This window comes from Chryseobacterium sp. T16E-39, from assembly GCF_002216065.1.
Lineage (GTDB): Bacteria > Bacteroidota > Bacteroidia > Flavobacteriales > Weeksellaceae > Chryseobacterium.
Map to the genome: position 1 here is coordinate 4,516,667 of NZ_CP022282.1, position 14,932 is coordinate 4,531,598.

The window sequence follows — 14,932 nt, forward strand, 5'->3', positions numbered from 1 at the left end:
AATAAATTTTTCACTCCTTCTTTAGGTTTACTTACTATGGTGAAGATTTTAAAACTACCGAAGATGGAAATGTCCTTATAAAATGTAAGCTTCAATCAGATAGTGAAACTATATATAATTATCAAATAAAGTGTTAAATCTTAACTGGCAAAAATCTAAATAAAGAAAAAGGTTGTCTAAAAAGACAGTTTTTTTTGTTTCAAAGTCCAGCTGCCGAGTAGTTTTATCCTTCCTTTATTAGAGATTAGGTATCCCTTTTCAACTTTTTTTATGGGTTTCCATTTCTCCCCAGGAAGATCTTCAAGAGATAAATTCATGAATGGAGGAGGAGTATTTTTATCAATTGATGTTTTACCTGGCTTTTGCCAAAGGGATTGGTTTAATGATTTACCCTTGTTTTCGGAATTATTCTTTTATGAAAAGATCTTCTTTTTTAGGAAGGTAATCCTTAAGAATCACCTGAATCCTCTTGCTGTAGGCGCTTTCTTTCTAATGCATGAAGAATATTTCTACTGGCAACACAGGGTTCTGCTGGCAGCATAAATAGTTTCAAATGTGGCTATAAGCTCACCTTCAACACTATATTGGTTTACTGCTTTTTCATAAATATTTCTGCTATTTGAAACCCTATTTGCCTCAACTCTTTTAAAATGATTTTCGCTCACAGATAGCTTTTCTAAATTATCAGATGCAGGTGAAATCTGTTGCCGTTTTTAAATTAAATTAGAAAGATTTGGTATTTGTATTAAGATCTTCGACAAAATGATGATATACTAAACGAGATACTGGCTTCCTGGATCTCTTTCCTTCTGATGATAATAAACAGGTAACCTTATAAAAAGATTTGGAGTTCATAAGATTATCATCACTGGAATTATCATTTATTTATTCACATTACAATTGCATTAACCCGAAGTGATTTTATGCATTTCATTTCAGGTTTGATTCTATTAGGAATTGGGTGGAATTTTATATTTATGGGAGGCTCCACATTATTGACTAGTGTATATCGGGTTGAAGAGAAAGAAAAAACTCAGGCATTTCACGACTTTTTTGTTTTTGCAGTGATGAGTACTTCAAGTTTTGCAGCTGGTGCACTATTGAAATACTGGGGTTGGGAAGGTGTCAATATTGCCGCAATTCCGCTATTAGGCATAGTACTTTTGTTTGTACTTTTGATAAGAAAGAAAATTTAATCTGAAAATATAAATTAGGTTATCATATTATTCCGATAATAAAGGAGGTCTCATTTCTTTATCTTAAATTTGCGCGGTGAAATTTTTTGCTTTTATATTCGCTGTTTTTATTATGCTCCTGTCAATATCTTCGGGAGTTGTCGAAGATGAATGCAATGATGATATATCTTATACAAGAAATCAGCAAGACAGTAAGGAGCATGATAAATGTAATAGTTGTTGTCCTTTTATGTGCTGTCACACTTGTTGTAGCTTTACTATTTCAATGAAAATTGACTTCAGAGTCGATGATGATGAGGTTAAACATATTTTTGCTAAGATATTTAGCAATTACAAATCTTTCAAAACTTCAGAATTTTCTTCTTCAATTTGGGAGCCTCCCAAAATAGCTTAATGTTTTTTCGTGACGTAAAACGTCATTTTTTTTCAACTTTATAACATTAAGAATCAATAAAAAATGAAGTCAAAATTTATTTTGCTGCTTTTGGTAGCAATAAATACCGTTGTATTCGGACAAAATACATTTAAAGCAATTATCCAGAATGAAGAGACTAAACAACCCTTAAGCGGTGTTACGGTTCAGTTAATTAATACTACAATTTCTGCTACTTCTGATATAAACGGACAAATTATACTGACTAATATTCCTAACGGACAACAAAACATAGAGTTTAGTTTTTTGGAATATGAAAAGAAAACGGAAACTTATCAATTTCCTTTAACATCATCGGATCCCCTTATTATCTATTTGAAGTCCAGTGAACATGAACACGATCATGAGGACGAAATAGAAGAAGTTCAGATTTCTTCAACACGAAGTAACAGAAGTATTAAAGATATTCCAACAAGAATTGAATTTATTGCAGGAGAGGAGCTTGAAGAAAAAGGGAATATGAAAGCGGGAGATATAAGAATGCTTTTGGCTGAAAGTACAGGTATTCAGACCCAGCAAACCTCTGCAACTTCTGCCAATGCTTCGATTCGTATTCAAGGACTTGATGGTAGATATACCCAAATTTTAAAGGATGGATTTCCCTTATTTTCAGGAGCTGCTAGTGGATTGGGTTTACTACAAACTCCACCACTAGATTTAAAACAGGTAGAAGTAATTAAAGGGTCTGCTTCAACTCTTTACGGTGGCGGAGCCATAGCCGGTTTGGTCAATTTAATTTCTAAAACTCCAACCGAAGAACGTGAGCTACGTTTTCACTTGAATGGAGTTTCAAACGGTGCTTTTGATATTAACGGTTTCTACGGTCAGAAATTTGGAAAAATTGGGACAACGGTTTTTGCATCGCACAACAGAAATTGGGCTTATGATCCTTCAAATACAGGATTTACAGCCATCCCAAAATTTGAACGATATGTTTTAAACCCGAAATTGTTTGTTTATTTTAATGACAATACAAAATTAAATTTTGGGATCAATACAACCGTTGAAAACCGTATCGGAGGAGATATTCAGTACATTCGAGGAAATGGAGATGCTGTTCACAGTTATTTTGAAGAAAACAAGACGCAGCGTTATTCTACACAACTATCGTTTGATCATAAAATTGATGATAAAAACTTTATCAACGTAAAAAATAGCATAAGCTACTTTAATAGAATTATCAATGTTCCCAATTACACTTTTGATGGAACACAAACGGCAACATTCAGTGAAGCGAGTTACACCCATAGGCAGGAAAATACAGAATGGGTAACGGGTATAAACTTGTGGACGGATAATTTTAAGGAAAAACAATTTTCAACATTCCCGTTAAGAAACTATAATCAGACAACTTTTGGAGCTTTTGCTCAAAACCTTTGGAAAGTAACAGATTGGCTGAATCTTGAAACAGGATTAAGAGCAGATTATGTGATTGACTACGGAGCTGTTTTTCTGCCAAGAATTTCTGCATTATTTAAAATTACAGACAAATTCTCTTCAAGAATCGGGGGTGGATTCGGATATAAATCTCCAACTATTTTTACAGAAGAAAGTGAGCGTATCCAATATAGGAATGTATTGCCTGTTGATAGGGATGTAAATAAACTTGAAAGAAGTTATGGGGGAAATATTGACTTCAATTACCGCACAAAACTATGGGATAAATTTAGCTTCAGTATCAATCAACTTTTCTTTTATACCTATTTGAATAATCCTTTGATGCTGGAAACGCAATCAAATAATGCATTTCAGTTTGTTAATTCTTCAGGACATATTGATACCAAAGGAACGGAAACCAATATTAAATTGGGGTACGATGATTTTAAACTTTTATTGGGTTATACCTACACAGATACGCAGTTGAATAAGAATGGTATTACGTCAGCAAATCCATTAACACCGAAACATCGTATCAATTCAGTTTTAATGTATGAAGTAGAAGATAAATGGAAAATAGGTTTGGAAGCTTATTACTTTAGCAAACAAAAATTGAATGATAATGCAATCGGGAAGCAATATTGGTTGTACGGTTTTATGGCTGAAAGAATTTTTGGAAATTTTTCAATCTATATTAATTTTGAAAACTTCTTAGATTCCAGGCAGACTAGATTTGACACTATTTATACAGGAACTGTTACCAACCCTACCTTCAGAGATATTTATGCACCGCTTGATGGATTCCTTATCAATGGAGGAATTAAATTGAGTTTAGAGTAATCTACTTTTTAGATGTAAAAAAGTTGTCTAAAAATGTATCTTTTTAAACACTTTTCGGTCTACATAGTAAGAACTAAAATAAATTAATTATGTCAAAATGTAAATGCACCAATTGCGACTGCAAAAAATGCAACTGTACAAATTGCGCAGAAAATAACTGCCAATGTTCAAAATGTGAATGCACAAAATGCAGTTGCTGCAAAGAGTAAAATGTAAAAGGTTGATTTTAAATCAGCCTTTTATTATATTTACATATTATGACAACTGAACAATTGTTATCCCAATATCAAAACGAACTGTATCACTTTATTTTAAAAAAAGTGAAGGATCGCTTTGTTGCTGAGGAAGTTCTTCAAAACAGTTGCCTGAAAATCCATCAGGGAATCAGTGTGCTTAAGGATGAATCAAAAGCGAGAGCTTGGGCTTATCGAATTGTTAGAAATGAAATTATTAATTTTTTACAACAAAACAAGAATATTTCCCGATATCTTATCGATGAAAACATAAGTGATACTTTTGATAATGTTCAAGCATGTTGTTTGGATCATTTTATCAAAGCTCTTCCTGAAATTTATAAAATGGTACTAGTTAAAATTTATGTTGAAGGAAAGAGCCAAAATGAAGTTGCTAAAGAAACAGAATTATCGCTTGCCAATGTTAAGGCCAGGCTTCGAAGAGCGAAGGATCTGCTAAAAAATAACTTTGTGCAATGCTGTAAGTACGAGATCAATGCGAGTGGTAAACTTAAAGGAGAATCAAAGTGTACAATATGTAATTAATACATTATCATAGTATTTTAATAAAATAAGATTATTTCATTTTACTTCTTGATTTGAGAAAAGATATACACATTTCAGAACCAATCTATAACTTCTTTCAAGGTAGACTTTTTGTTTGTTGTGAAGTATCATCATAAATTTTTGGATCTTCAAAAGTTCTCGGAACATACTGATCTGCTTCTGGAATAAAAGGGCTCCCTTTATACCATAAGCTTATGAAGATATCATAACAGCATTATCCAATGTCAAGATTATATCTAAGTTCTAATATATTGTGCAATCATTATGCTGTTTATCAAATATTTTGATCAATCTTTTTCATTATTTATCTTTTCTTTAAGTAAGGAAATTCTCGGGCGTAATCTAAGCTTGGATATATCAAGGTTCCATAATGGCTCATTGTTATTAATCACAATAGGTGTTTTGTCATTCATGTCAAATTCTTCTACCCAGGAATAATACAATAATCTGGTAATTGATAACATATTTTTTTGACCATTACGATTGATCACAATATAAAAGTATGGATTATGCCCGCCATCCTTATTGTTTAGATTAATAGACATAATCGTTTCTTGCCAAAAGCTTTTATTCTTGCTTTTAGTCCAGCTGCCGAGTCGTTTTATCCTTCCTTTATTAGAGATTAGGTATCCCTTTTCAAAGTTTTTCACGGGTTTCCATTTCTCCCCAGGAAGATCTTCAAGAGATAAATTTATGCATGGGGGAGGGTTATTTTTATCAATGGATGGTTTACTTAGTTTTTGCCAAAGGGATTCATTTAGTAATTTATCCTTGCTTTCGGACTTTCTTTTTATAGGTGTAAAATCTTCTTTTTTAGGATGGTAATCTTTAAAGAACCATCTGGATCCTTCTGCTGTTAAGCGCTTCTTATCTAGTGCATGAAGAATATTCCTACTGACAACTCCCAGGGCTCTGCTGGCAACATCAATAGTATCAAATGTGGCTATAAGTTCACCTTCAACACTATATTGGTTCACTGCTTTTTCATGCATTCCCTGCTATTAGTAACCCTGTTTGCCTGAACTCTTTTAAAATGGTCTTCACTCACAGATAACTTTTCCAGATTGTCAGCGTGTAGGTGGAATCTGTTACCATCTTTAAATGAAATCAGAAAAGATTTGGTATTTGTATTAAGATCTTCAACAAAGTGATGGTACACCAAACGGGGTACTGACTTCCTGAATCTTTTTCCTTCTGATGATAACAAGCAGGTGATATTGTAAAAATCTCTCTCCAGGTATTTATTGAAAAATTTCATGAATTGTAGCTTCATAATAAGCTCCGGCGCTTTACGTTTTTTTCTATCTTTAGATGTAATCAGGCGCTCCAGACTCTTCACACGGCCATAATTTGAAATAGCATAGTTTTCAAAATTTTCAATAGGTTTCCATTTTTCACCTGTCAGATTCCTGAGTGAAGTATTGTAAAGTACTTCATTTAAGTAACGGTCATTTATATAGTTAGTCAAGTTCATTAAAAATTTGTCAGAAGAAAGAATAGTATGGTATCATGAAAACAAAAATATAAAACTCAAAATATAAATAAAAGGAATGTGGTATGATAGAAATACAAGCTTTTAAGTAAACTATTATGATCCCATGAAATGAACATATAATTTTATTTCAAAAAGATCAGCATTCTTATGGTAATCCGTAATAAGGTATTCTTTGATATTGGTATTTTTGAAACATTTCTAATTAAAAATTTTGCATTTAAAATTTAATACGACATATTCTGTCGCTTATCTAAAATACCTTTGTATTATATAGATGTAACAGTTTAAAAATGAGAAAGTAAAAACATGATGTAATTCATATTAAATGTTTTTAAAGTGAAATTAATGAATGCTTAAAAGCGTTAAATTTGCACGATTTTAAATCAACCTAAATAAAATTAAAAATATATAACATAAGCATGAAAAAACTCTACTTGAGTGCATTTACTTTATGCATAGGCTTAGGTCTCTCAGCTCAAGATATAGTGTGGGAGAAAAACATTGAATCCAGTACTCAGGATTTTCTAAGCCAGGTTACAACAACAATCGATGGACAGTATTTAATTACTGGGAGTGCTATACAATCTGGAAGCCAGAAGAAAGAAGCTGGAAGTAATACCAAGCAAAATAATGGGTATGATTTTCATTTGGTGAAACTGAATCAGCAAGGAGATCAGGTTTGGGAAAAGTACTTTGCGGGAAGTAATCACGACTATTTATCTGCTACTGTAGCTACACAGGAAGGGGGCTTTTTAGTTTCAGGGACATCTTACTCTGGGAAATCTTTAGATAAAAAAGATGATTCCAAAGGAGGATCAGACATTTGGCTCATTAGACTTAATGAGTTTGGAGATGAATTATGGCAAAAAACTTTAGGTACAAGTGCTGATGAAGAAGCAAGATCAGTTATTCAAACAACGGATCTCGGATTCTTTGTGGCTGGAAATGTGCAAAATGCTGTTAAAGGTTATGGTTCAAAAGATGTTTTAATTATAAAGCTTGATAAAAACGGAAAAGAAATTTCACAATTGGTTTTAGGTGGCAGAGGATTAGACGAGGTTGAAAAAATGATTCCAACGAAGGACGGGGGAGCATTATTAGGAATTTATTCGAGAAGTTCCGGGTTTCGGGTTTCGGGTTCCGAAGATCAAAGCTCAACTCCAGAAACCTCGAACCGCGTATCTCGCTATCCCAAAACCACTAATAATGAAGGCGAAGGTGATTATTGGATCGTAAAACTCAGCAAAGATGGAAAAGTAGAATGGGAAAAGAATTTTGGGGGTAAAGGAGATGATCATTTGAGAACCCTGGCTTTGACTTCAACTGGTTACATTATTGGCGGTGAATCCAGATCAGAAAGATCAGGAAACAAGACCGTTGGAATTGAAGAAGGTACAGATCTTTGGCTGATCTCCTTAAACGAAAAAGGCGATGAGCAATGGCAGAAATCGTACAATTTCAAAAACAGAGATGTTTTGATGGGAATGAGTGTTATTGCTTCTGGTGATGATAAAACTTCTAAAGGAATATTATTAGGAGGTTATACTCAAGCAGAAGGAAGGATAGAAACCGATGATGAAACTTTTTGGATGTTGTACCTGAATCAGGATGGTAACGAACAGTGGAGAAAACATGTGAGTGGAGACTCGAGACGAAGAGAAGAGAGACTTTCTGATATAAAATTAAATAGAGATGGTTCTATTATTCTAGCGGGAACTAGTGCAGAGGAATTAGGAAAAGAAAATTGGAAAATTATCAAGTTAGGAGATAAACAATTGGATCAGTTGATCGAGAAACATGATATCAAGATTTATCCGAACCCGGTATCAGATTATGCTTATGTTGAAATAGGTTTTGATTTCAAAGACGCTGATATTACCCTTTACGATATGGGAGGAAGGCAGTTGCAAAATATAAAAACAAAAAATAAAGTTACGAAGATCAATACTCAATCATTAATCCAAGGAGCTTATCTAGTATCCATAAAAACAGACACTAATAAAACGGCTAACGCTAAATTAATCAAGAAATAATGAAGAAGCTAACACTATTGGCAATTACATTGTCTGGTATCTTAGGTAATGCTCAATCTGCTAAAGACTTAACCAACTCATTTAGTAAAAATACAAAAAGCCCACAAGCTACAGACTTTATAAGATATGGTAATATCCCTATCAAAAAGAATATAGGAGAACTTGATTTAAACATCCCTTTATTATCAATTCCTACACAAAATGGAGGTGCTGTAAGTTTGAATCTTAATTATAATGCATCAGGTTTTATACCTGACAAGAAGTCTGGTATTGTAGGATTTAACTGGAATTTGACGTCAGGAGGAGTTATTACACGAAGTGTTGTAGGCGAAGCTGATGATCAAGCAGGATCTCCACAAACGGGTGGTGGTATGTATGGTCATTATGAGCATGGATATCTGGTCGGAATAAAGCAATTCGGAACCAATATCTCTGAGCTTCCAACAGATAATGATTTATCAACCATGAATCCTAATAAATTATCTGCCGCAGTAGACAATTTGACGGACGATTTTTTTGAAGTCCGATTAAATGGCTATCCAAATACTAATTCTACACGATACGAAACAACATCTGATAAATATTCATTTAATTTTAATGGTATTTCTGGAAGTTTCTTTATAGCCCCCGATGGTAAAGTCGAGGTGGTTACCAGTGAACCTCATAAACTTAAAGTAGACCTTTCGGGAATGAATTCCCAGCCTTATAACAGTGTTTGTAGTCCGTTAAGTGAATCAGAAATCATCATTACAGATGAAGTAGGAAATAAATATTACTTTGGGAAAGAAAGTAAAAATTTAGAGTATAATGTTTTTTTAGGAGCAACTGCAACAGGTAGTAATGCTCAAACTCCTGTAATCAGCAGCTGGTATCAATATAAAACAGAATATCAGAATGGGGATGTTTTAAAATATAATTACCAGGCAGATAATATTGCTCCCAATAATGTTTATAGCAGTTTTTGTATTATAGATCAAAATAATTTCTGGAAGCCACTTCCACAGTACAGTGATCTGAAAAAGTTTCTGGATCTTCATTCTATGGGAGATAGCAATTCGAAGCACGTTTTTAACGTGGTGAAAAAGACTTATCTATCAAATATTGAATATAAGGATTACAAAATCGTTTTCTCCTACTCTGATCAGGATAACCTTTATAAAAATGTAGACATTAGTGGTAGCCAGTTTGGAAAAGTGCCTCAAAAGAAACTGGACAAAATACAGTTATATAATCAAACCAATCTGACTAACACGATTGATTTTGGATATGAAGTATACAATACCCAATACCCAAGAATATTTCTTAAAACGGTAAAAGAAATGGGAAAAGAGCCCTACGAATTTTCGTATGACACCAGCAGTGCGGCTAATACACCAAGCCCTATGACTTTTGCTGTCGATTACTGGGGGTATTATAATGGAAAGACTTCTAACGATGCTCCTTTTACTATTTTTCCTTCGGTAAATTACTCAAGTAATGGGGATTATCAGTATACTTCAGATGTAAGGGAGTCTAATTTTTCTTATTCAAAGATGTATGCCCTTCAAAGTGTTAAATACCCCACAAAAGGAAGCTCTTTCTTTACATATGAACCACATAGCTACAGTTTTAGATTAGAACGAAGATCTGATAATAGTTTCCTCCCTAAGCTTTACGCAGTAAATGGGATCGTTGGAGGAACAAGGTTACAGAAAATTTATGATTATGATCTTAACGCGAATCAAAATACCAGGGAATTTATATACACAAATGATCTTGACCAGTCCTCCGGTATCCTTACCGAGTGGCCAAGATATTTCTTTTCCTTCAACGCACAGACAAGTGGTGCACTCTGTTCAGGAGGTAGTGGTTGGTTAAACTGTGTTCCATGGGCATTTAATGGCACAAAAAACATTCAGACTGCCTCAGGTTATTCAAGAAGTTTAACGGAAGGAGCTGTTATAAGTTATTCAAGGGTAATTGAAAAGCTCTCTGGTAATGGAAGCACTACTGATTATTTTACAAGTTATATAGATAAGCCAGACGTGCATTTTGATAATTCAGTGCAACTTACAGCAGGGGATTACAGTCCATTGCCAGCCGTCAGGAATCTTTTATTCATGCCAGCAAGCAGGAGTATTGAAAGAGATAAGCTTTCTAAAAGACTTATTAAAGATGAATCAGGAACACTTTTGGAAGAACAAGTTTATTTATATAATGAAGACCCGTCAAGGCTGGATAAGTATCATATTTCAATGAACATATCAAATGCATGGATGAACCCTTTAAGGAACTATTATTACAATAACTTCATGAGTTCTAATGTCACTAAACAGTATTTAAACAATAATTTATTATCATCTAAATCAGAAAATTTCTATCAATCGGCCAATGGAGTGAATTTGTCCAAAGTTAAGAATACAAGTCCTGATGGAAAAGTCACAGAAACGACTTACCAATATGCCAATGAAAAAAATAATCAATTAATGATTGGTAAAAATATGGTAGGAATTCCGCTGGAAACAATGACTACCCAAACGGATAATGGGGTTACAAAAACATTATCAAAGGTAGAAACTATTTATCCCACTTCACTCCCTACTCCCGAGGCTGGGAATTTAATATTACCTTTATCCCTAAAATCCTATGATGTTCTTGACAATACACCTTCTATAGAGGTGAGCTATAATCAATATGATACTAACGGAAATCTGCAACAATACACTTCAAAAGATGCAGTCCCGACAGCGATTGTTTGGGGATATAATAATACCCAGCCTATTGCAAAAGTACAAGGTGCAACTTATGCTCAATTGGCAAGCTTAGGAATTATCACAGCCATCGTTGATGCCTCAGATTTGGATACAGAAAATCCAACTAATGAACCTGCCTTAATTACAGCATTAGATAATTTCAGAAAGAACTCTGCTTTATCTTCCTATCAGGTAACAACCTATACTTATGATCCTTTAATTGGAGTGACCAGCATAACGCCTCCGTCAGGATTCAGGGAAGTCTATATCTATGATACAGCTAACAGGTTAAAAGAAATACGTCAGCAGGAAAAAGATACTTCTGGAAATATGGTATATAAAGTGGTTAAAGAGTTCAAATACAACTACAAAAACTAAGACATGATGAAGAAAATAAAACAAATAATCGCTGTTAGCACGATACTTATTGTTGGGATGGCTCATGCTCAGCTTTCCACTACAGAAAATTATATTTATTCAAAAACCTATTTGTCAGACCCTACGCTTCCTAATGTTAGAACCGCAGAAACTGTTCAGTATTTTGATGGATTGGGAAGACCTAAACAGGTAGTCAATATAAAAGCATCCCCTTTAGGAAGAGATGTTGTGACCCCTATTGTGTACGATGGATTTGGAAGGCAAACAAGGGATTATCTTCCTGTTCCTCAACAGTCAACAACCAATGGAGCGATATATGGACAGAATCCAGGATTGGTTCCATTACCAATCTCTGATCCAACAGGTGTTTACCCTGCTGCAGAAAAAGTTTATGCTGAAAAGGAATTGGAAAAATCTCCTTTAGAAAGAATATTGGAACAAAGGCAGGTAGGAACAGCATGGGCTACAAAACCTGTTTTGTTTGGATACTTAGCCAATACTACTACAGATGTTCGAAAATATATTACTACCACGACTCCTTTGGATGGAAGAACAAACTCTGCATTGAGAGTTGCTCCAAATGATACAAATACAGCAAGTGGATTTTATAAAGCTAATCAGCTTTATAAAAACTCTGTGAAAGATGAGGATGGAAATGAAACGATAGAGTTTAAAAATGGACAGGGACAAACCGTTTTGGTGAGAAAAGTAATTAGTACTACGGATAATGCTGACACCTATTATATCTATAATGAATATAATCAATTGGCTTTTGTAATTCCACCAAAGGCTTCTTTTGCCCTTAAAGGCTTGAGTGCAGGAACGCAGATTGTCGAGACTGATCCTACTTTAAATGATCTTTGTTACCAATATCGATACGATGGTAAAAACAGGTTATTGGAGAAAAAACTCCCTGGAAAAGGTTGGGAATATATGGTATATGATAAAGCTGACAGGCTTATTATGACACAGGATCCTGAATTAAATAAGAAAAAGAAATGGCTTGTTTCCAAGTATGATCGATTTGGGCGTGTGATTTATACAGGTATTTTCCCATCTTTAGAAAGCAGATCCAGTCTGCAAAGTTTACTTAATAATTATGTAATTACAGAATATAGAAATGCTCAGGGTTTTAGCAAAAACGGGATACAAATTTTTTACAGCAATGATTTTGTGGATATAGAAACTGTTTTATCGGTTAATTATTATGATAGTTATCTTCCGGGAGACCCTTTTCCTACACAGGTATTTGATCAGACTGTACTTCCTTCGGATGTACAACAATATGGGAGAAATACAAAAGGGTTACCTGTTTCTAGTTTTGTAAAAAATATTGAAGATGACAACTGGACCAAAACCTATATGTATTACGATCTTAAAGGAAGAGGTATAAGAGAGTTTTCATTTAACCACCTGGGAGGATATACTAATGTAGAGAGGCAGCTAGATTTTTCAGGAATACCTCAAAAAATCATTACGACGCATCAAAGATTAAGCAGTGATACTCCAAGAACTATTACTGAAATATTTACTTATGATCCTCAGAATAGACTTCTTACACATACCCACCAAGTAGACAATAATCCTGTTGAAGTCTTAACACAGAATAAATATAACGAGCTTTCGCAATTAGAATCTAAAAAAGTGGGTGGTAGTATAGCCGTTCCATTACAGCAAATAGATTATCAATACAATATCAGAGGTTGGATGACAAAGATCAATGATCCGACAACTCTCAACGGAAAACTATTTGGATATGAAATTAAATACAGTAATCCTGTTAATTCCAATATTGCTCCTGGAAAATTCAATGGAAACATAGCAGAGGTTGATTGGAAAAATGCTTCGGAAGATATCTTGAAAAGATATAATTATGAGTATGATCCATTAAATAGACTAAAAAATGCTTTTTATAAAGAACCTACTACAGGAAGTAACGGTAAGTTTGATGAATACCTTACTTATGATCTAAATGGGAATATAAGCAACCTTAAGCGAACAGCTGTTCCAATAGGTCAGGTAACTCCTACTGTTATAGATAGTCTTGACTACCAGTATACAGGAAATCGCCTTAATAAAGTAATTGAAAATTCATTAAATGATACAGGATATGAAGGTGGAAATAACACAATTGATTATGATCTGAATGGGAACATGATTAATATGAAAGATAAAGGTATTAATACTATTTCTTACAATCACCTTAATTTACCTGATTCCTATTCAATTACTCAGAATGATCCATTTGGCGGAGTCACCAGTTTTGAATTGGATTATTTATACCGATCAGATGGTGTAAAAGTTCGTAAAACGAATACCACTGGGGGAAATAAAGGAAATCCTACAATAACAAAAAATGTAACAGATTATTTGGATGGCTTTCAGTATAAGTATTCTGAAACCACTCAATGTACTTGGTGTCGTACAAGTGTGGCATTTGAGCAAGAAGCATATAAAGATGCTCCTATTAATGACCTAACAAAGCCTATAACAGCACAATGGATTCTTGATTTTGTACCAACTTCAGAAGGTTTTTATAGTTTCACAGAAAACCGTTATATTTACCAATATAAAGACCACTTAGGAAATGCTAGGGTCAGTTATGCAAAAAACAGCGCAGGCGTTCTTGAAACAATTGATACCAATAACTATTATGCCTTTGGATTAAACCATATAGGAGCAAATAAAGGATTGTTAGGAGGATATTTAAATTACAAGTACAACGGCAAGGAACTACAAGAGACCGGGATGTATGATTATGGAGCTAGGTTTTATATGCCGGATATTGGAAGATGGGGCGTTGTAGATCCGCTCGCGGAAACTTCTCGTCGTTGGAATCCGTACACATATGCATATAATAGTCCTATAAATTTTGTAGATCCAGATGGTATGCTATCGCGATCTTTTATAGACCAGTTAATGAGTTCTGCTAGTGGTACAACGTGGACAAATACTGGAAATGGAAATTTTTCTGATGGAAACGGAAATACAATTAGTGATAATCCTCCAGATGATTATGTATTTAATGAAAATGGCAAATATGTGAGAACAGATAAAACTGGAAAGCCTGATCAACTAGTAATTGAAAATTCAAAAACAAAAAAACAAACAACTTATCAGTTTAATGACCCGAAAACAGATGTTGCAGCAATAAATTATAACATTAAAAAATTTGGGAATAATTTTAAAAACCATCAATTTGTTTTTTCCGTATCTAGTTCTTGGATGTCTTATTTTCAATTCGATTCTGGAGCTTATGAAAAGAGCACAATAGGAAAGTATTTTGAGACAGCTTGGGGATCAATCGGAAATGAATTAGATCCAGCTATGTATAATTTATCTGATTTTTTACTCCAACAAGGAGAAGGAGATACTTGGTCTTCTAAAGAAATCTTAGGAGACAAAGGTCCACTATATATATTTCAGGGAGATGGTTATCAAGCTTATAATCATATGGATGCAGGTAATTTCATATGGGGCTATTTTATGAACGCTATGAAATACGATTATAGTACCACTATAAAAGCCGCTAAATTATATAACTCCAATGATTCTGGTGCTGACCTACGTTCTATTAGAAATGGATTTTTTTTAAACAATTTCAGTAAAATTTTTAAATATGTTCCGATAACCAATCCTACTAAATAA

10 protein-coding genes are annotated in these 14,932 nt (G+C 33.9%); 7 read left to right on the forward strand and 3 right to left on the reverse strand.

Annotated features, from left to right (window positions below):
- Positions 1-176: 176 nt before the first annotated feature.
- Positions 177-317, reverse strand: coding sequence for an NUMOD4 domain-containing protein (locus CEY12_RS22905; protein ID WP_089029454.1), 141 nt, complete (start codon positions 315-317; stop codon positions 177-179).
- Between CEY12_RS22905 and CEY12_RS20670 the strand changes: the two genes are divergently transcribed.
- The 4 genes from CEY12_RS20670 to CEY12_RS20685 all read left to right on the forward strand — a co-directional run bounded on the left by CEY12_RS20670 (position 271) and on the right by CEY12_RS20685 (position 4,625).
- Positions 271-543: a hypothetical protein gene (locus CEY12_RS20670; protein WP_172820997.1), complete on the forward strand. Its 273-nt coding sequence runs from the start codon at positions 271-273 to the stop codon at positions 541-543. The genes CEY12_RS22905 and CEY12_RS20670 overlap by 47 nt on opposite strands.
- A 380-nt stretch (positions 544-923) precedes the next feature.
- Positions 924-1,196, forward strand: a complete 273-nt coding sequence (locus CEY12_RS20675; RefSeq protein ID WP_089029456.1) for a hypothetical protein — start codon at positions 924-926, stop codon at positions 1,194-1,196.
- A gap of 457 nt (positions 1,197-1,653) precedes the next feature.
- Positions 1,654-3,846, forward strand: coding sequence for a TonB-dependent receptor domain-containing protein (locus CEY12_RS20680; RefSeq protein ID WP_089029457.1), 2,193 nt, complete (start codon positions 1,654-1,656; stop codon positions 3,844-3,846).
- 257 nt (positions 3,847-4,103) lie between these two features.
- Positions 4,104-4,625 carry a sigma-70 family RNA polymerase sigma factor gene (locus tag CEY12_RS20685; protein WP_089029458.1) on the forward strand — a complete coding sequence of 174 codons (522 nt, stop codon included), beginning with the start codon at positions 4,104-4,106 and terminating at the stop codon, positions 4,623-4,625.
- 308 nt (positions 4,626-4,933) lie between these two features.
- Here CEY12_RS20685 and CEY12_RS20690 read toward each other — a convergent pair whose 3' ends face one another.
- Both CEY12_RS20690 and CEY12_RS20695 read right to left on the reverse strand, forming a co-directional pair.
- Positions 4,934-5,638 (reverse strand): NUMOD4 domain-containing protein, encoded by a 705-nt coding sequence (locus CEY12_RS20690; RefSeq protein WP_089029459.1) that lies wholly within the window; start codon positions 5,636-5,638, stop codon positions 4,934-4,936.
- On the reverse strand, positions 5,620-6,120 hold the full coding sequence (locus CEY12_RS20695; RefSeq protein ID WP_089029460.1) for an NUMOD4 domain-containing protein: 501 nt from the start codon (positions 6,118-6,120) through the stop codon (positions 5,620-5,622). Before CEY12_RS20695 ends, CEY12_RS20690 begins: the two co-directional genes overlap by 19 nt.
- Before the next feature lie 440 nt (positions 6,121-6,560).
- On the opposite strand from CEY12_RS20695, the gene CEY12_RS20700 reads away from it, so the two are divergent.
- From CEY12_RS20700 to CEY12_RS20710, 3 genes are read left to right on the forward strand one after another with little or no spacing between them, the layout of a single operon-like run.
- On the forward strand, positions 6,561-8,174 hold the full coding sequence (locus CEY12_RS20700) for a T9SS type A sorting domain-containing protein (RefSeq protein ID WP_089029461.1): 1,614 nt from the start codon (positions 6,561-6,563) through the stop codon (positions 8,172-8,174).
- Positions 8,174-11,284: a hypothetical protein gene (locus CEY12_RS20705; RefSeq protein ID WP_089029462.1), complete on the forward strand. Its 3,111-nt coding sequence runs from the start codon at positions 8,174-8,176 to the stop codon at positions 11,282-11,284. Before CEY12_RS20700 ends, CEY12_RS20705 begins: the two co-directional genes overlap by 1 nt.
- 3 nt (positions 11,285-11,287) lie before the next feature.
- The gene (locus tag CEY12_RS20710; protein WP_228409746.1) at positions 11,288-14,932 is read left to right on the forward strand and encodes a DUF6443 domain-containing protein; all 3,645 of its coding nucleotides are present in this window, start codon (positions 11,288-11,290) and stop codon (positions 14,930-14,932) included.

Bases quoted from the DNA above. Each gene is read 5' to 3' on its own strand.
- CEY12_RS20710 (WP_228409746.1), top strand. From the start codon at position 11,288: ATGATGAAGAAAATAAAACAAATAATCGCTGTTAGCACGATACTTATT.
- CEY12_RS20695 (WP_089029460.1), bottom strand. From the start codon at position 6,120: ATGAACTTGACTAACTATATAAATGACCGTTACTTAAATGAAGTACTT.
- CEY12_RS20700 (WP_089029461.1), top strand. From the start codon at position 6,561: ATGAAAAAACTCTACTTGAGTGCATTTACTTTATGCATAGGCTTAGGT.
- CEY12_RS20675 (WP_089029456.1), top strand. From the start codon at position 924: ATGCATTTCATTTCAGGTTTGATTCTATTAGGAATTGGGTGGAATTTT.
- CEY12_RS20680 (WP_089029457.1), top strand. From the start codon at position 1,654: ATGAAGTCAAAATTTATTTTGCTGCTTTTGGTAGCAATAAATACCGTT.
- CEY12_RS22905 (WP_089029454.1), bottom strand. From the start codon at position 317: ATGAATTTATCTCTTGAAGATCTTCCTGGGGAGAAATGGAAACCCATA.
- CEY12_RS20705 (WP_089029462.1), top strand. From the start codon at position 8,174: ATGAAGAAGCTAACACTATTGGCAATTACATTGTCTGGTATCTTAGGT.
- CEY12_RS20690 (WP_089029459.1), bottom strand. From the start codon at position 5,638: ATGCATGAAAAAGCAGTGAACCAATATAGTGTTGAAGGTGAACTTATA.
- CEY12_RS20685 (WP_089029458.1), top strand. From the start codon at position 4,104: ATGACAACTGAACAATTGTTATCCCAATATCAAAACGAACTGTATCAC.
- CEY12_RS20670 (WP_172820997.1), top strand. From the start codon at position 271: ATGGGTTTCCATTTCTCCCCAGGAAGATCTTCAAGAGATAAATTCATG.